Source organism: Herbiconiux sp. A18JL235 (genome assembly GCF_040939305.1).
GTDB lineage: Bacteria > Actinomycetota > Actinomycetes > Actinomycetales > Microbacteriaceae > Herbiconiux.
Genome location: NZ_CP162511.1, coordinates 637340 through 653746 on the forward strand (window position 1 = coordinate 637340; position 16407 = coordinate 653746).

General features: G+C 69.6%; 13 protein-coding genes. 7 read left to right on the forward strand and 6 right to left on the reverse strand.

Features of this window, described 5'->3' with window-relative positions:
• Positions 1-82: 82 nt before the first annotated feature.
• Positions 83-1396, reverse strand: coding sequence for an alpha/beta hydrolase (locus tag ABFY20_RS02920; RefSeq protein WP_368498458.1), 1314 nt, complete (start codon positions 1394-1396; stop codon positions 83-85).
• Positions 1397-1497: 101 nt separating this feature from the next.
• Between ABFY20_RS02920 and ABFY20_RS02925 the strand changes: the two genes are divergently transcribed.
• Entirely contained in the window at positions 1498-2880 is a 1383-nt protein-coding gene (locus ABFY20_RS02925) for a glycine--tRNA ligase (RefSeq protein WP_368498459.1), read from the forward strand.
• Positions 2881-2959: 79 nt separating this feature from the next.
• Here ABFY20_RS02925 and ABFY20_RS02930 read toward each other — a convergent pair whose 3' ends face one another.
• Both ABFY20_RS02930 and ABFY20_RS02935 read right to left on the reverse strand, forming a co-directional pair.
• Positions 2960-3970, reverse strand: a complete 1011-nt coding sequence (locus tag ABFY20_RS02930; protein WP_368498460.1) for an ABC transporter permease — start codon at positions 3968-3970, stop codon at positions 2960-2962.
• Positions 3967-5487, reverse strand: coding sequence for a sugar ABC transporter ATP-binding protein (locus ABFY20_RS02935; protein ID WP_368498461.1), 1521 nt, complete (start codon positions 5485-5487; stop codon positions 3967-3969). The genes ABFY20_RS02930 and ABFY20_RS02935 overlap by 4 nt, the downstream gene beginning before the upstream one ends.
• Positions 5488-5669: 182 nt before the next feature.
• Between ABFY20_RS02935 and ABFY20_RS02940 the strand changes: the two genes are divergently transcribed.
• The 3 genes from ABFY20_RS02940 (at position 5670) to ABFY20_RS02950 (ending at position 8996) form a co-directional block, all read left to right on the forward strand.
• Positions 5670-6731 (forward strand): substrate-binding domain-containing protein, encoded by a 1062-nt coding sequence (locus ABFY20_RS02940; protein ID WP_368498462.1) that lies wholly within the window; start codon positions 5670-5672, stop codon positions 6729-6731.
• Between the two features lie 97 nt (positions 6732-6828).
• Entirely contained in the window at positions 6829-7998 is a 1170-nt protein-coding gene (locus tag ABFY20_RS02945; protein WP_368499853.1) for a Gfo/Idh/MocA family protein, read from the forward strand.
• Complete coding sequence (locus ABFY20_RS02950; RefSeq protein WP_368498463.1) at positions 7995-8996, forward strand: sugar phosphate isomerase/epimerase family protein; 1002 nt, start codon at positions 7995-7997, stop codon at positions 8994-8996. Before ABFY20_RS02945 ends, ABFY20_RS02950 begins: the two co-directional genes overlap by 4 nt.
• A gap of 70 nt (positions 8997-9066) precedes the next feature.
• On the opposite strand, the gene ABFY20_RS02955 is transcribed toward ABFY20_RS02950, so the two are convergent.
• From ABFY20_RS02955 to ABFY20_RS02965, 3 genes are read right to left on the reverse strand one after another with little or no spacing between them, the layout of a single operon-like run.
• Complete coding sequence (locus ABFY20_RS02955; protein WP_368498464.1) at positions 9067-10269, reverse strand: ROK family protein; 1203 nt, start codon at positions 10267-10269, stop codon at positions 9067-9069.
• 27 nt (positions 10270-10296) lie between these two features.
• The gene (locus tag ABFY20_RS02960) at positions 10297-12123 is read right to left on the reverse strand and encodes an alkaline phosphatase family protein (protein WP_368498465.1); all 1827 of its coding nucleotides are present in this window, start codon (positions 12121-12123) and stop codon (positions 10297-10299) included.
• Positions 12124-12135: 12 nt separating this feature from the next.
• Positions 12136-13077 carry a DMT family transporter gene (locus tag ABFY20_RS02965; protein WP_368498466.1) on the reverse strand — a complete coding sequence of 314 codons (942 nt, stop codon included), beginning with the start codon at positions 13075-13077 and terminating at the stop codon, positions 12136-12138.
• Between the two features lie 179 nt (positions 13078-13256).
• On the opposite strand from ABFY20_RS02965, the gene ABFY20_RS02970 reads away from it, so the two are divergent.
• The 3 genes from ABFY20_RS02970 to ABFY20_RS02980 are packed head-to-tail and all read left to right on the forward strand — an operon-like array spanning position 13257 to position 16317.
• A complete protein-coding gene (locus tag ABFY20_RS02970; protein ID WP_368498467.1) occupies positions 13257-14333 on the forward strand; it encodes a hypothetical protein in 1077 nt (358 codons plus the stop codon).
• On the forward strand, positions 14330-15070 hold the full coding sequence (locus ABFY20_RS02975) for an ABC transporter ATP-binding protein (protein WP_368498468.1): 741 nt from the start codon (positions 14330-14332) through the stop codon (positions 15068-15070). Before ABFY20_RS02970 ends, ABFY20_RS02975 begins: the two co-directional genes overlap by 4 nt.
• Positions 15067-16317 (forward strand): ABC transporter permease, encoded by a 1251-nt coding sequence (locus ABFY20_RS02980; protein ID WP_368498469.1) that lies wholly within the window; start codon positions 15067-15069, stop codon positions 16315-16317. Before ABFY20_RS02975 ends, ABFY20_RS02980 begins: the two co-directional genes overlap by 4 nt.
• Positions 16318-16407: the final 90 nt, after the last annotated feature.

Here is a 16407-nt window from a genome sequence, read left to right on the forward strand (position 1 = left end):
CCTTCGGGGGGTCGGGTAATCCGACACTAGCGGCGGTCCGTGCTGTGCCCCGCCCCCAGATCGGGGCACGCGGGATCCATTCTCAGGGCGCGAAGCCCCAGCGCGGGTAGAAGAGTTCGAAGGCGTGCTCGAAGGCGTACTCGATGGTCGCCGACTCGTGCCCGGTGCCCTCGGAGATGACGAGGTTCGAGCGCATGCCGGCCTCGCCCGCCGCCGCGAACAGCGTGTGGGTGGCGGTGAGGTAGGGCTCGTCCTCCGACCCGTCGGCGAACACCGCGAGCGTGCCGGCGTAGAGCGCTGCCGTCGCGGGGTCGGCGGCACCCGCCGCCAGGATCGTCACCGGCTTCGCTGCGTCGTAGGCCTGCTGGTCGCCGCCGAAGCCCTCTTCGAGGGTCTCCCGCTCACTGCCCAGGTCGGGCTCGAGCTCCCCCGAGATGTCGATCACGCCACCCCAGGTCTCGGGGTTCGCCGCCGCCGAGGCGATGGCGCACTCGCCGCCGTTCGAGAACCCGGCGATGGTCCAGTTCTCGCGCCCTGGCAGCACGTTGAAGTGCGACTCGATGAACGCGGGGGCGTCGACGTTCACGTAGCTGAAGGCGTCGCCTTGGTAGCCGTCGACGCACAGCGGGTTGTTGCCGCCGTCGCCGCCGAGGTGATCGATCGACACCACGATCGGGGCGAGCCCGTCGTGCTCCGCGGCGAAGTCGTCGAGCACCTCGCCGATGTCGGCGACGTCGGGGGCTCCCGGCTGCCCGCTCAAGAAGACGACAACGGGCAGAGCCGGTGCATCAGCCAGCCGCGCAGCGGGCGGCAGGTACACGACGGCGTCGCGCGGGTGGAAGTCGGGGTCGCTCGCCGGGATCGCGACCGTGCCGTGCGTGCTCTCCGTCGGCATCGAGACGGGAGCGCTCCACCACTCGGTGAACGGGCCGTCGGGGTTCACCGAGTGCGGCGCGAGCGAGGCGAGGTCGATCGGCTGCTCCACCTCGATGTCGAGCAGGTCGCCGAGGTTCTTCAAGATGCCGAAGTCGGCCGAGACGCCGAGCGTCGCCGTCCACGCGAACAGGGCGATCGCCCATACCGCGATCGCCTTGCGCCACCACCGCGAGCGCCAGAGATTCACGACGGCGAGGGCGATGGATGCTCCGGCCGCGACGATCCACAGCCGCGCCGTGAGCGTCATCGGCGAGTTGAACAGGTCGAGCACGTCCTGCACCACGAAGGTGGCGGCGAGCGACGCGAGGGTGCCGCCGAGCAGGGCGGATGCGGCGGTGACGACCCAGCCCCGTGTCGGCCGCCGGAGCAGCAGGAAGAGGAAGACGGCTCCGGCGAGCACGTAGGTGCCCCAGAGGAAGGGGCCGTCGACGATACGGAGGTGGAGCAGCGCGTCTCCCATCTCGCCCTCCTCGGTCGTCGGGGCGGCCGGTCGCTCCCAGTAGAATTGTCGCTGATCCAGCGCGAGCAGCCGGCCGCGCGGAGACAAATCGGAGCCACTACATGCCTGCATCCCGTCTCGATTCCGTCATCGCCCTCGCCAAGCGCCGAGGCTTCGTGTTCCCGACGGGAGAGATCTACGGCGGCACCCGCTCCGCGTGGGACTACGGGCCCCTCGGCGTCGAGCTCAAGGAGAACATCAAGCGCCAGTGGTGGAAGTTCATGGTGCAGGGCCGCGACAACGTCGTGGGCCTCGACTCCGCCGTCATCCTGCCCCGCGCCGTGTGGGAGGCCTCGGGTCACGTCGAGGTGTTCACCGACCCGCTGGTGGAGTCGCTGCACACCCACAAGCGCTACCGCGCCGACCACCTGCTCGAGGCCTACGAGGAGAAGCACGGTCACCCGCCCGTGAACGGGCTCGCCGACATCCGCGACCCCGACACCGGTCAGCCCGGCTCGTGGACCGAGCCGAAGAACTTCTCCGGCCTCATGAAGACCTACCTCGGTGCCGTCGACGACGAGTCGGGGATGGCCTACCTCCGCCCCGAGACGGCGCAGGGCATCTTCGTCGACTTCAATGCGGTGCTGAACTCCAGCCGTCAGAAGCCCCCGTTCGGCATCGGGCAGATCGGCAAGAGCTTCCGCAACGAGATCACGCCGGGCAACTTCATCTTCCGCACCCGCGAGTTCGAGCAGATGGAGATGGAGTTCTTCGTGAAGCCGGGTGAAGACGAGGAATGGCACCAGTACTGGATCGACCAGCGCTTCCAGTGGTACACCGACCTCGGCATCGACCCCGAGAACCTGCGCCTGTTCGAGCACCCGCAGGAGAAGCTGTCGCACTACTCCAAGCGCACCGTCGACATCGAGTACAAGTTCGGCTTCACCGGCAGCGCCTTCGGTGAGCTCGAGGGTGTGGCCAACCGCACCGACTTCGACCTCGCGACGCACTCCAAGGCCTCGGGCACCGACTTGTCGTACTTCGACCAGACCACGGGCGAGCGGTGGACGCCGTACGTCATCGAGCCGGCCGCCGGCCTCACCCGGTCGCTCATGGCGTTCCTCGTCGACGCGTACCACGAAGACGAGGCGCCCAACACGAAGGGCGGTGTCGACAAGCGCACCGTGCTGAAGCTCGACCCGCGCCTCGCGCCGGTGAAGGCCGCGGTGCTGCCGTTGTCGCGCAATGAGGCGCTCTCGCCGCTCGCGCGCACCCTGGCCGCCGACCTGCGCAAGAACTGGAACGTCGACTTCGACGACGCCGGCGCCATCGGCCGCCGCTACCGTCGTCAAGACGAGGTGGGCACCCCGTTCTGCATCACCGTCGACTTCGACTCCCTCGACGACAACGCCGTCACCGTGCGCGAGCGCGACACCATGGGCCAGGAGCGCATCTCGCTCGACCGCCTCACCGGCTACCTCGCCGAGCGGCTCGTCGGCGCCTGAGCCCTCACGACGACGAAGACGCCGGATGCGCGTGGAAACTCCCACGCGCATCCGGCGTCTTCGTGTTTCTGTCCGGGCCTCAGCGCTTCGCGCGGTTCGCGAAGCGCTGCTGCAGCATCACCGCGATGACGATGATGACGCCCTTGGCGATCGCCTGCACCGAGGTCGACAGGTTGTTCTGCGTGAACACGTTGGTGAGCGTCGAGAAGATGAGCACGCCGAGCACGGTGCCCATGATGGTGCCGCGCCCGCCGATGAGCAGCGTGCCACCCACCACCACGGCGGCGATGGCGTCGAGCTCGTAGAGCGTGCCGTGCGTCGAGGTGCCCGCTGTGGTGCGCGCGAGCATCATGACGGCGGCGATGCCGGCGGTGAGTCCCGACAGGATGTACACGTACATGAGGTGGCGCTTCACCTTGATGCCGGCCAGGCGGGCGGCTTCGAGGTTGCCCCCGATGGCGACCGTGCGCCGGCCGAAGGTGGTGCGGTTGAGCAGGAACCAGCCGGCGACGACGACGAGCACGAAGATCCAGATGAGTACCGGCACGCCGATGAACTCGCCTCGCATGGCGGAGAGGAAGCCCGGCTCGATGACGATCTGGGTGGTGCGGTTCGCCAGCACCTCGGCGAGGCCGCGCGCGGCGACGAGCATGGCGAGGGTCGCCATGAAGGCGACGACGTTGCCGTAGGCGATGACGATGCCGTTGATGAGGCCCGCCGCGCCGCCGACGGCGAGGGCGACGACGACCATCACGATCCAGTTCGTCGACGAGGCGAACTGCTGCACCCAGGAGAGCGTGGCGACGACGGTCGCGAGGCCCATCACCGAGCCCACCGAGAGGTCGATGCCGCCGGCGGTGATGACGAAGGTCATGCCGATGCTGATGACGCCGATGATCGAGGCGAACCTCACGATGGTGAGGATGTTCTCCCAGCTCGCGAAGCGGTCGCCGGCCGTGATGGTTCCCACGGCGAACAGCACGAGCAGGGCGATGACGAGCCCGAGGCTGCGCCCGGCCGAGCCTCCCAGCACGCGGTTGAGGGTGGAGCGGGCGCCCTCGGTGTGCGGTGCGGCGGTCTGGGTGCTCATGCGGCACTTCCTTTCATGACGAGGTCGAGCACCCGGTGCTCGTCGATGGAGTCGGCGGGGCTCTCGGCGATGATGCGGCCGTCGGCGACGACGAGCACGCGGTCGGAGAGTCCGATCACCTCGTCGATCTCGCTGGAGATGACGACGATGGCGGTGCCCTGGGCGGCAAGGGCGCGGATGAGGGAGTAGATCTCGGCGCGGGCGCCGACGTCGACGCCGCGGGTGGGCTCGTCGAGGAGGAGCACGCGCGTGCCGTGCACGAGCCAGCGGGCGAGCAGGATCTTCTGCTGGTTGCCGCCCGAGAGCGTGCGCGCGGGCCGGTCGGGGTCGGCGGGCCGCAGCTCGAGCGCCTCGAGCTGCGCGCGCGCCACCTCGCGCTCGGCGCGTTCGCGCAGCACGCCACCGCGCGCCCAGCGCCCGAAGCTCGCCAGGGTGACGTTGCGGTAGACCGGTTCGTCGAGGATGAGTCCCTGGCTCTTGCGTTCCTCGGGCGAGAGCCCCATGCCCGCGTGCACGCCGGCCCGCACCGAGCCGGCGGGCAGCGCCTTGCCGTCGACCGACACCCGGCCGCGACTGCTCTTGCGCGCGCCGTAGAGGGTCTCGACGATCTCGGAGCGGCCGGAGCCGACGAGGCCGGCCAGCCCGACGATCTCGCCGGCGCGCACGGTGAAGTCGACGCCGTCGAAGACCCCGTCGAGGCCGAGGCCCTCGACGGTGAGCACGACCGGGGCGTCGGCGGCGAGGGGAACACGGTCGGGGAAGACGTTCTCGAGCGAGCGGCCCGTCATGAGCCGGATGAGCTCGCTCGTGGGCGTCTCGGCCACCGGCAGGTTCGTCGCGACGGTCGCCCCGTCTTTGATGACGGTGATGCGGTCGCCGATGCGGCGGATCTCCTCGAGGCGGTGGGAGATGTAGATGACGGCGATGCCCGCCGAGGTGAGCTCGCCGACCACCCGGAAGAGGTTCTCCACCTCTTCGGAGTCGAGCACGGCGGAGGGTTCGTCCATGATGATGAGCTTCGCGTCGTGCGAGAGGGCGCGGGCCATGCTCACGATCTGCTTGTTGGCCGCCGAGAGGGTGCCGACCTCGCGCCCGGGAGCGATGCCGGGATGGCCGAGCCGCTGCATGAGCGCCGCCGCATCCTTCGCCGTGGTGCGACGACGGGTGACGCCGGCTGTCGCGTGCTCGTGGCCGAGGAAGATGTTCTCGGCCACGGAGAGCCCGTCGACGACGTCGAGCTCCTGGTACATGGTCGCTATTCCGGTGCGGATGGCGGTGACGGGGTCGGCGAGCGCGATGGGCTGACCGTTCCAGAAGATCTCTCCGCCGTCGGGCTGGTGGATGCCTGCGAGGGTCTTGATGAGCGTGGACTTGCCTGCGCCGTTCTGGCCGAGCACGCAATGCACTTCTCCGGGCCGCACCTCGAGGTCGACGCCGCGCAGGGCGCGCACGCCCGCGAACGACTTCTCGAGACCCCTCACCTCGAGTAATGACAATTCATGGTCGACTTTGATCACGGCATCAACATAACAGACGGCCTTCGATTCCACTTACGTCGATTGACAAAAATAAGTTGATCCACATCGAACTACTTCTGCTACTGTTTCGATTGTCAGCGCGGACGAGCGGATGCACCCCTGGGTCTCTGCAGCGGTCTCAGCTGACTCCCGCAGCAGCAGCACCGACCAGGAGGAACACCATGCGAAGCTCGCACACGAAGCGATTCATCCTCGCCGCCGGGGGCGCGGCGGCAACACTCGCTCTCATGACCGCCTGCACGCCGGGTTCGAGCTCGCCCGAACCCGCGGCTCCCGCAGCGACCTCGGGCGGCAGCGAGTCGAGTTCAGGCGGCTCGGGTGCTTCCGACGGCACCATCACCATCGGTTTCTCCGGCCCCGCCGCCGACCACGGCTGGCTCGGCGCCATCAATACCGCGGCGATCGCCGAGGCCGAGAAGTACCCCGAGGTCGACCTCATCGTCGCCGAGGGCACGAACGACGCCAACCTGCAGATCAGCCAGGTCGAGACCTTCATCAACGACGGCGTCGACGCCATCGTGCTGCTCCCCACCGACGGCGCCGCACTCACCGATGTGGCGACGCGCGCCATGGAGGCGGGCATCCCCGTCATCAATGTCGACCGCGAGTTCTCGAGCACCTTCGCCGCCCGCACCACCGTGCTGGGAGACAACTACGGCATGGGTGTGAGCGCCGGCACCTACATCTGCGAGCAGCTGGGTGACACGAAGGATGCGGTGATCGCCGAGATCGCCGGCATCGACAGCCTCCCGCTCACGCAAGACCGCAGCCAGGGCTTCGCCGACGCCCTCGACGACTGCGGCCTCGAGGTGACCAACCGCGTCGCCGCCGACTTCACCGTGCAGGGCGGCGAGGCCGCCGCGTCGCAGCTGCTCTCCGCCGCCCCGAAGATCGACGCCATCTGGAACCACGACGACGACCAGGGTGTCGGCGTGCTGGCCGCCATCGACGCGGCAGGGCGCGACGAGTTCTTCATGGTCGGCGGTGCCGGCTCGGCGAACGTCATGCGCAGCATCCAGGCCGACGACACCGTTCTGAAGGCCACCGTCATCTACCCCTCCACCCAGGCCGCCGACGGCATCGCGCTGGCTCGGCTCCTGGTGAAGGGCGAAGGCCTGGGCGACCTGGTCGAGTCGTCGGTGCCGCGGGTCGTGCAGCTCGACGCCCCGGTCGTCACGAAGGAGAACGTCGACATCTACCTGCCGACCGCCTTCGAGTCCTGAGTGGTTCCGGGCGGGTGCGCCCGCCCGGAACCCACCACCTCGTCCCGTCGACAGAAAGATCAGCCCCGTGTCTCCCACCGCACCACTCCGTGTCGCCATGATCGGCAACGGCTTCATGGGCGCCGCCCACTCCCAGGGCTGGCGCACCGCCCCCCGCTTCTTCGATCTCCCGCTCGCACCCGAGATGACACTCCTCGTCGGTCGTGACGCCGGTCGTGCGGCGGACGCTGCGGAGCGCTGGGGATGGAGCGAGTCGAGCGACGATTGGCGGGCGGCGGTGCAGCGCGACGACATCGACCTCGTCGACATCGTCACTCCGGGCGACTTGCACGCCCAGATCGCGATCGCTGCCCTCGAGGCGGGCAAGCACGTGCTCTGCGAGAAGCCCCTCGCCAATACGACCGCCGAGGCCGAGGCCATGGCACGGGCCGCCGAGGAGGCGGCGGTGACGGGGGTGCGGGCCATGGTCGGCTTCACCTACCGCCGCGTTCCCGCCGTCGCCCTCGCCCGCGAGCTCGTGGCCGCCGGCCGGCTGGGCGTCATCCGTCAGCTCTCGGTGTCGTACCTGCAGGACTGGCTCGTCGACCCGCTCTCGCCCTTCACCTGGCGGCTCGACAAGCAGCTCGCCGGGTCGGGGGCGCTCGGCGACATCGGCGCCCACGCCATCGACCTCGCACAGTTCGTCACCGGCCGGTCGATCACCTCGGTCAGCGGCACCCTCGAGACCCTCGTGGCCGAGCGTCCGCTCTCGGGCGACGGGCGCGGCCTGTCGTCGTCGGGGAGCGGCGGCGACGCGGGCACCGCAGCGGTGACCGTCGACGACCGGGCCGTCTTCTCGGCGCGCTTCGACGACGGTGTGCTCGGCGCCTTCGAGGCCACGCGCATGAGCACCGGGCGCAAGAACGCCCTCCGCTTCGAGATCTCGGGGTCTGAGGGCGCCCTCTCGTTCGATCTCGAAGACCTCAATTCCCTGCGGTTCTACGACGCGACCCTCGACCCGGCCGTGCAGGGGTTCTCGAAGATCATCGTGACCGAGCCCGAGCATCCGTACATCGACGCCTGGTGGCCGGCGGGCCACGGCCTCGGCTACGAGCACGGCTTCTCGCACCAGGTGCGCGACCTCGTGATCGCGCTAGCCTCTGGCGAGAACCCGAGCCCCGACTTCGGTGACGGGCTGCGGGTGCAGCGCGTGCTCGAGGCCGTGGAACGCAGCTCCGCCGAACGGAGCGCCTGGACCGAGATCGACGAGAAGGAGATGGCACTGTGACACGACCGGTGACCCTGTTCACGGGGCAATGGGCCGACCTGCCCTTCGAAGAGGTCGCACGACTGGCCTCGGAGTGGGGCTACGACGGCCTCGAGATCGCCTGCTGGGGAGACCACCTCGACCCCTGGCGGTGGGACGAGCCGGGCTACGCGCAGGGCAAGCTCGATCTGCTCGACCGGTACGGGCTGAAGGTCTGGGCCATCTCGAACCACCTGAAGGGCCAGGCCGTCTGCGACGACCCGATCGATGAGCGCCACCGCGGCATCCTCTCCGACCGGGTGTGGGGCGACGGTGACGCCGAGGGAGTGCGGCAGCGCGCCGCCGAGGAGATGAAGCACACCGCGCGGCTCGCCGCGGCGCTCGGGGTGAAGACCGTCGTCGGCTTCACCGGCTCGAGCATCTGGAAGTACGTGGCGATGTTCCCGCCGGTGTCGCAGGAGCTCGTCGACGCGGGCTACCAGGACTTCGCCGACCGATGGAACCCCATCCTCGACGTCTTCGACGAGGTGGGCGTGCGGTTCGCACACGAGGTGCACCCCTCCGAGATCGCCTACGACTACTGGACGACGGTGCGCACCCTCGAGGCCATCGGCCACCGCGAGGCGTTCGGCCTCAACTGGGACCCCTCGCACTTCGTCTGGCAGGAGCTCGACCCGGTGTCGTTCCTGCTCGAGTTCAGCGACCGCATCTACCACGTCGACTGCAAGGACGTGAAGCTGAACGTCGGCAACGGGCGCAACGGGCGGCTGGGGTCGCACCTGGCGTGGGCGGACCTGCGCCGCGGGTGGGACTTCGTCTCGACCGGGCACGGCGACGTGCCGTGGGAGAAGAGCTTCCGGGCGCTCAACGCCATCGGCTACGACGGACCCATCTCGGTGGAGTGGGAGGATGCGGGGATGGATCGGCTGGTCGGTGCACCCGAGGCGCTCGGGTTCGTGCGCCGGCTCGCGTTCGACGCCCCTGCGGCGGCCTTCGACGCGGCGTTCAGCACGCGCTGAGGTCTGACGGCGCGGCGCTGCTCGGCGCCGTGCTCCCGGTCGGCGCCCGCTGAGCCCGGCAGCGACCGTATCAGCGATCGTTGAGCGAGCCCACCATCGCCTCGACCCGCTCGGCCGAGAGGGCGTACTGGATGGCGAGCACCGCGGCCCCCGCGATGGCGGCGTCGGCGCCGATGCGCGACCGGGTGATCTCGAGGTGCTGCGTGGCGAACGGCATCGCGCGCGTGTAGATGGCCTCGCGTACCCCGGCGATGAGGAACTCGCCCGCCGCGGAGAGGCTGCCGCCGATGACGATCGTCGACGGGTTCATCAGGCTCACGCAGGTGGTCAGCACCTCGCCCAGGTCGCGCCCCGCCTGGCGCACCGCCTGGATCGCCTCGATGTCGCCCCGTCGCACCAGCTCCACCACGTCGGCGCTCGAGCGCACGCTGCGCTCGGCACTGCTGAGCGCACGGGCGACGGCGGAGCCCGAGGCGACGGCCTCGAGGCAGCCCCGGTTGCCGCAGCGGCAGAAGATCTCGGCGCCGCGCGAGACGTAGACGTGCCCGAGGTCGCCCGCGGTGCCCTGGGCGCCGCGCTGCAGGCTCCCGCCCGAGATGACCCCGGCGCCGACTCCCGTCGCGACCTTCACGAACATGAGGTCGTCGACCTCGGGCCAGGCGAGCTCGCGCTCGCCGAGCGCCATGATGTTCACGTCGTTGTCGACGAGCACCGGCACCCCGAAGTGCTCGCCCAACGACCCGGCGACGTCGTACCTGTCCCAACCGGGCATGATCGGCGGGTTGATGGGGCGCCCCGTCGCGTGCTCGACCGGGCCCGGGAGGCCGACCCCGACCGCGAGCAGGTGACCCGCCGAGGCGGAGGTCGACTCGACGAGGGCGGAGCCGATCGCCCTGACGCGGTCGAGCACCACCGTCGGGCCGCTGGCGATGTCGAGCTCTTCGAGCTCCTCGGCGATAACCGCTCCGCCGAGGTCGGTGGTCGCCACCCGCACGTGCGAGGCTCCCACGTCGACGGCGAGCACGCTGTGGCCGGTCGAGTTGAGTGCGAACTGGGTCGACGGCCGTCCACCGGTGGAGATGGCGTCGTTCACGGGGCGGAGGAGGCCGAGCTTCATCAGTGCGTCGACCCGCAGGGCGACGGTGGAACGGGCGAGGCCGGTGAGGGCCGACAGCTCGGAGCGCGTGCGCGCCTGCCCGTCACGCATGATCTGGAACAGATCGCTGGTGTTGGCCGGGTTTCCTGCGTCACGGGCCCCACTTACGTCGTTCATTGCGCCATCTTATAGCGACGATCGACCTTATCGTGACGGTGCGGGCGTGGGTGGTGGGGTCGGTGTGCCGTCGACCGAGTCGAGGGTTCCGAACAACTGACCGTTCTCGTCCTGCGTCTGCATGAGTGCGGCGTACGCCTCGGCGTAGGTGGAGGGCTCGGTCTCGCCCGGCACGCCGTATTTCGCGATGAGGAGACCGAGCAGGCCCTTGGCCGGATTGCTGATGGGCTTCACCCGCTCGGCGTCGGAGGTGTCGTCGAAGCTCACCTCGGGATTCGGCGGCGTGTACTGCGGCAGCGTCTGCGGCCAGTCGCTCACCGGCCGGGGCTTGTCGAGCGTGATCGCACCGAACATGTCACGCGACTCCTTGTCGCGCCGGGTGAGGGGCTTGAGGCCGTGCCGCTTGCTCAGCGTGGCGATGACCGAGCCGTGGTCCATCTGCTCGTTCACGATCGTGTTCTCCGCGGTGTACGCCGAGATGGCGATAGCGGGCACCCGGCAGCCGAACCGGTCGAAGGTGAAGCCCATCTCGCCCGCGTCGCCGGTGCGCGGCGGAATCGCGGCCGGCGGCGGCACGTGGTCGAAGGTGCCGCCGTGCTCGTCGAAGGTGACGAACAGCATCGTGTTCATCGCGTTCGAGCCCGACGGGCTGTCGCTGCGCCTGATCGCCGAGTAGACCGCGTGCAAGAGCGCATCGGCCGCCCGCGCATCCGACACCGCCCCGTCGATGACGTCGCCGGCACCCGACGGGTCGTCGCTCTCGCGCAGCACCCCGTGCGGCGGATGCATGTCGTTGTGGTTGTAGATCATGCGCGGCTCGATGAACGCGTAGTCGGGGAGGTCGCCGTTCTCGACGTCGTCGTAGAACTGCTCCATGACGCGGAAGTTCGACTTCCAGTAGGGCTGCAGGGCGGGCGCGTGGAGCACGCCGGTCATCGACACCAGCTGCGCCGCGTCGTAGTAGACCCGCCACGAAAGACCCGCCTCCTCGAGGCGGTTGAAGATCGTCGTCGACTCCTCGGGCGGCACGTCGAGCCACTTGCGGTACCCGCCGTCGCCTTTGTTCGTGACGAAGCCGTGCGAGGTGGAGGCGTGGAAGAACAGCCGGTTGCAGAAGGTCTGCGAGGGCACGGCGCTGAACCAGTGGTCGAACACCGCGAAGTTCTTCGCGAGGGTGCTGAACACCGGCAGCATCTCGGGCGTGAAGCCGCCCATGGCGACCTCGTACTCCTTGCGCGTCGGCTCCTTGCGGTCTTTCGTGATGTGCCGGTAGTTGATGATGTAGTCCTCGACGAAGCCCTTCATGGTGGGCTGCGCGTTCGGGCCGGGCGCGTTGTACGGATACTGCAGGCCGTTCGCGTGAAGGTCGCGGTTCTGCTCGGGGTCGACCTTCTGGAACAGCTGGGTGTTGACGTGCGGGTACTCCTCGCCCGGATCGGGATCGGGGCTCGACATGATCTCGTCGGTCGACCCGCTGTAGGCGTGGGCCTTGATCACCTCGTCGGTGCCCGGCACCGGGTTCGAATGATCGCCCTGGTGGAGGCCCTCGAAGCTCTGGCCCTTCTTCAGCTCCTCGTCTTTGTAGAGCCAGCCGAGCACGTTGTCGAAGGAGCGGTTCTCGTACATCAGCACGACCAGATGGTCGAAGCCGGGTTTCGTCTCCTTCTGCTCGGCGGCGAAGTCGAGCGACGACTCCTCGGCGTAGACGCCCGCACCGATGGCAGCACCGGCGACGCCTCCCGCCGCTGCGCCTGCCGCGCCCATCGCCGCCGCCTTGAGGAAGGCGCGACGCGAGGCCACGGCACCTTCGGCGTCGGGCGCCGCGGGTGTGGGCTTCCTGCTGAACCGTGCCATCCTTCGACGTTACTACCCACCGGTGCCCGGCTGACCTCCGAACGCGCTGGGGGTCGGCCGGGGTCGGAACGCGGCGGCGTTGGCAAGGGCGATGCCGCCCACGACGATCAGTCCGCCGACGATCTGCGCGAGGCTGAAGGGATGCCCGAGAAGCAGGGTGAGCACCGCTGTGAAGACGGTGATGAGGTTGAGGAACACGCCGGCTCGTGCGGGCGGGATGACGTCGAGGGCCCGGTTCCAGAGCAGGTAGGACAGCACCGAGGGGAACACGACGATGAAGGCGAGGGCGCCCCACACGGTGGTGCTCTGCGGCAGGGCGGGGCCACCCGTGAGGAACGAGACGGGGGCGAGCACGAGCGTCGCGATGACCGCCTGCGCCGCCGTGGAGGCGATCGGCGGCAGGGCGGGGGCCTTCCGGCCGAGCACGGTGTAGGCGGTCCAGCTGAGGATGGCGCAGAGCATCAGCACGTCGCCGAGTCCGAATCCGCCCGTGAACAGTGCCGCGGGAGAACCCCGGCTGATGACGATGAGCACCCCGACGAGCGCCACGACGATGCCGACGATCGCAGTCGCCGAGAGCCGCTGTCGCAGCACGACCACGGCGGCGAGGCTGATCATCGCAGGATTGAAGGCGTTGATGAGCGAGGCGCTGAACGGGTCGGTGAACTGCAACGCCGAGTAGAGCAGCAGGGTGTAGCCGAGCAGGCCGGTTGCGCCGAGTGCCACGAGCCACGGCCAGGCCCTCAGCACCTCGCGCCAGCGGGGCCGCTCGATGAACTGGGCCAGCAGCACGAGGGGCAGCGCGGCGAACGCCCAGCGCAGCAGCACGAGGCTCACCGGGTCGAGCTCCGCCACCGCGGCGGCCCCCACCACGTAGTTGCCGGCCCAGAACAGGGTCGCCGCGACGAGCGAACCGATGGCCACCACGGGGGTGCGCCTGCTCCTTGCGCCCATTCGGCCCAGCCTACGGGAGAGCCGGCAACAGCAGAGCGCGGCGGGAGCCTGGTACCTGGGTGCCGTTCCTCTCGTACCGAAGGACAGCTTTGACGTGCCGGACATCCGGCCGTCACACCCATCCCCTAGGGTGGCTGCGTGCGCTCGACGACTGTCGTCGAGCAGTCTGGAGAGTGTCTGTGGGTATCGCGCGTCGCTGGGTCTTCCCGATCCTCAGGATCGTCTTGATCGCCGCCATCGCCGTCGCGCTCGGCAAGCTGGCCTTCTTCCCCGACCAGGCGACCGAGGCGAACCCCGCCGTCCCCACCGGCGAGATCGTCGAGCCCCACACCGTCGTCGCCCTCGGGTCGATCACGAACGACGTCGTCGTGCAGGCGACCGTCTCGGCCGACCCCGCCGTGCCGCTCAAGTCGACGGCGGCCGGCACGGTCGACGAGATCTTCGTGGCCCAGGGCGCCCAGGTCGCCGCCGGCGACACGGTGTTCGACGTGAAGGTGCCGATCGTGCGCGACCCCTCCGAGAGCGTCGACGCCGAGGGCAAGCCGCTGCCCGCGATCTTCACCTACGTGGAGGTGACGGCAGCAGCATCCGGAACCCTGAGCTCCCTCGGCGTCATCGAAGGGCAGGACGTGACGATCGGCATGGTGGCGGGTCAGATCGCGCCGCCCAGCTTCTCGGTGTCGGGAAGCCTCCAGCCCGCTCAGCAGTACCGCCTGCTCGACCGGCCCACCGAGGCGAGCATCGCCATCACGGGTGGGCCCGCACCGTTCACCTGCGGCGACCTGCGCATCACCACCCCGCTGGCCGGGGCGGGCGAGGGCGGCGACGGCGGCACCGGCGGTGGGACGGGCGGCACCGGAGGCGGCGCGGGCGGAGGGGGCACGGGCGGCGGCAGCGGCGGAACCACCGTGAGCTGCGCCATTCCCGGTGACGTCACCGTCTTCCCCGGCCTTGCCGCCGAGATGACCATCGCGGGCGGCAAAGCCGAGAACGTGCTCGTCGTGCCCACCACCGCCGTGCGCGGCGCCGCCCAGACGGGAACGGTGTGGGTGACGACCGCCGACGGCGCGACGGAAGAACGCTCAATCGGACTGGGGCTGAGCGACGGCACCCAGGTCGAGGTCACCGGCGGGCTGAGCGAGGGTGAGGAGATCCTCGAGTTCGCCCCGGGTGCCATGGCCGTACCGGGCGGCGGCGACATGGGCGACTGCACCGCGATGCCCGACGGCAGCATGATGTGCGGCTCGATCTCGTGAGCCTGCTGCGACTCGACGAGGTGACCAGAACGGTGCTGCCGCCCGATCAGCCGGCACTCACCATCCTCAACGGGGTGACCCTCACCGTCGAACCCGGCGACCGCATCTCGATCGTCGGCCGATCGGGTTCGGGCAAGTCGACGTTGCTCAACCTGATGGGCCTGCTCGACATCCCCACGAGCGGCACCCTCGAGTTCGACGGCAAGCCCGTGAAGTCGTACTCGGGCGCCGCGCGCGACCGCGTGCGCGGAGCCCGCATCGGCTTCGTCTTCCAGCAGTTCAACCTGCTTGCAGGGCGCACCGCGCTCGAGAACGTGGCGATGCCCCTGCACTATGCCGAAGGACGACAGTTCTGGCGCCGCAAGGCGCTCGCCGCCGAGATGCTCGAGCAGGTCGGTCTCGGGCACCGGCTCGACAGCATGCCCGACCGGCTGTCAGGAGGTGAGCAGCAGCGCGTTGCGATCGCCAGGTCGCTCGTGCGCGGGCCGAGCCTCATCCTCGCCGACGAACCGACCGGCGCGCTCGACCTCGACACCGGGCAGAGCGTCATGGAGCTCATCGACGAGGTGGCCACCAGCACCGGTGCGGCACTCGTGGTCATCACCCACGACCCCGCGATCGCCGAGCGCTCGCGCGACCACTACCTGCTCGACCGCGGGGTGCTCACCCGGGCGGGGGTGACGGATGCCGGGGCCCTTGAAGCGCATCCGTCGGCTGTCGCAGGGGGCGCTGCATGAAGCGCGCGCTGACGAGCCTCGTGGGCGCGGTGCTCGAGGCGTGGCAGGAGCTCAGGGTGCACCGCACCCGGGTGCTGCTCTCGCTCATCGGGGTCGCTGTCGCGGTCTGCTCGCTCACCACGGTCGTGGCGCTCGGCGCCATCGTGCAGCAGGCCAACGAGGAGCTGAGCGAGCGGTCGAGCGGGCGACCCGCGACCCTCTACGTGTACGCGTACACCGACGACGGCAGCCAGATCGACGCCGAGACGATGGACGCGACCTGGGCGGAGACGATCTCGCGCTACAAGGTCGACTACGCCAGCCGGGTGATGCAGACGAGCCAGCTGGTGCCGTTCGTGACGGGAGGCGTGCAGGTGGGCGCCCAGGCGGTCGACCAGCCCTACGGCGAGATGCACCGGGTGCGCATCACGGAGGGGTCGTGGTTCACCGCTGCCGACACCGAACGGCTCGCCCCCGCGCTGGTGGTGAACGAGATCTTCTGGGACAGGCTGGGCCGGCCCGACCTCAGCACGCATCCGACCGTCATGCTCGGCGGTGACAAAGGCACCAAGGCCGTCGTCGTCGGCGTGTACCCGGTGGCCACGTGGGAGACCGAGCCGTCGATGTACATGCTCGCCGATCAGCTGCAGGCGATCCAGGCGGCCGACCCGTCCGGAGGAGGCGCGTCGTCCGACCCGTTCGGCGGTGGTGGTCAGACGCAGTACGAGATGTGGGTGCCGCCCGAGATCTCCGATCAGCTCACCTCGCTCGTGAAGCGCGACTTCAGCGCGGCGCTGGGGGAGGGGGTGCAGGTCGACGTGAACCGGCAGGACTACGCGCAGTACGGCGACGACCCGTTCCTCGTGACGAAGCTCATCGTCGGGGGGATCGCAGTGCTGGTGCTGCTGCTCGGCGCGCTCGGGCTCGTGAACATCGCGCTCGTGACCGTGAAGCAGCGGGTGCGGGAGATCGGCATCAGGCGCAGCTTCGGCGCCACCGCGGGGCGCGTGTTCTTCGCCGTGATGATGGAGAGCGTCGTCGCCACCGTCGCGGCGGGAGCCGCCGGGGTGGTCGCCGCCGTGCTCATCGTGCAGTCGCCCATGATGCACGACTTCGTCGGGCAGGGGATGGTGACCGACTTCCCGCCGTTCCCGGTCGACGCCGCCGTGCTCGGACTCATCGCCGCCACCGCCGTCGGCGCATTGGCGGGGCTGCTGCCTGCGCTCGTCGCCGTGCGGGTCAAGGTGATCGACGCCATCCGCTACTGAGCGGGTCGTGCGCGATCGCTCGACCACGGCTTGCTCGACCACGGCTTGACTGCCGCCCTGAGGTCGCGGCTGGGGGTCACGGTGGTCATT

Bases quoted from the DNA above. Each gene is read 5' to 3' on its own strand.
- ABFY20_RS02925 (WP_368498459.1), top strand. From the start codon at position 1,498: ATGCCTGCATCCCGTCTCGATTCCGTCATCGCCCTCGCCAAGCGCCGA.
- ABFY20_RS02930 (WP_368498460.1), bottom strand. From the start codon at position 3,970: ATGAGCACCCAGACCGCCGCACCGCACACCGAGGGCGCCCGCTCCACC.
- ABFY20_RS02940 (WP_368498462.1), top strand. From the start codon at position 5,670: ATGCGAAGCTCGCACACGAAGCGATTCATCCTCGCCGCCGGGGGCGCG.
- ABFY20_RS02920 (WP_368498458.1), bottom strand. From the start codon at position 1,396: ATGGGAGACGCGCTGCTCCACCTCCGTATCGTCGACGGCCCCTTCCTC.
- ABFY20_RS02965 (WP_368498466.1), bottom strand. From the start codon at position 13,077: ATGGGCGCAAGGAGCAGGCGCACCCCCGTGGTGGCCATCGGTTCGCTC.
- ABFY20_RS02955 (WP_368498464.1), bottom strand. From the start codon at position 10,269: ATGAACGACGTAAGTGGGGCCCGTGACGCAGGAAACCCGGCCAACACC.
- ABFY20_RS02960 (WP_368498465.1), bottom strand. From the start codon at position 12,123: ATGGCACGGTTCAGCAGGAAGCCCACACCCGCGGCGCCCGACGCCGAA.
- ABFY20_RS02980 (WP_368498469.1), top strand. From the start codon at position 15,067: ATGAAGCGCGCGCTGACGAGCCTCGTGGGCGCGGTGCTCGAGGCGTGG.
- ABFY20_RS02945 (WP_368499853.1), top strand. From the start codon at position 6,829: ATGATCGGCAACGGCTTCATGGGCGCCGCCCACTCCCAGGGCTGGCGC.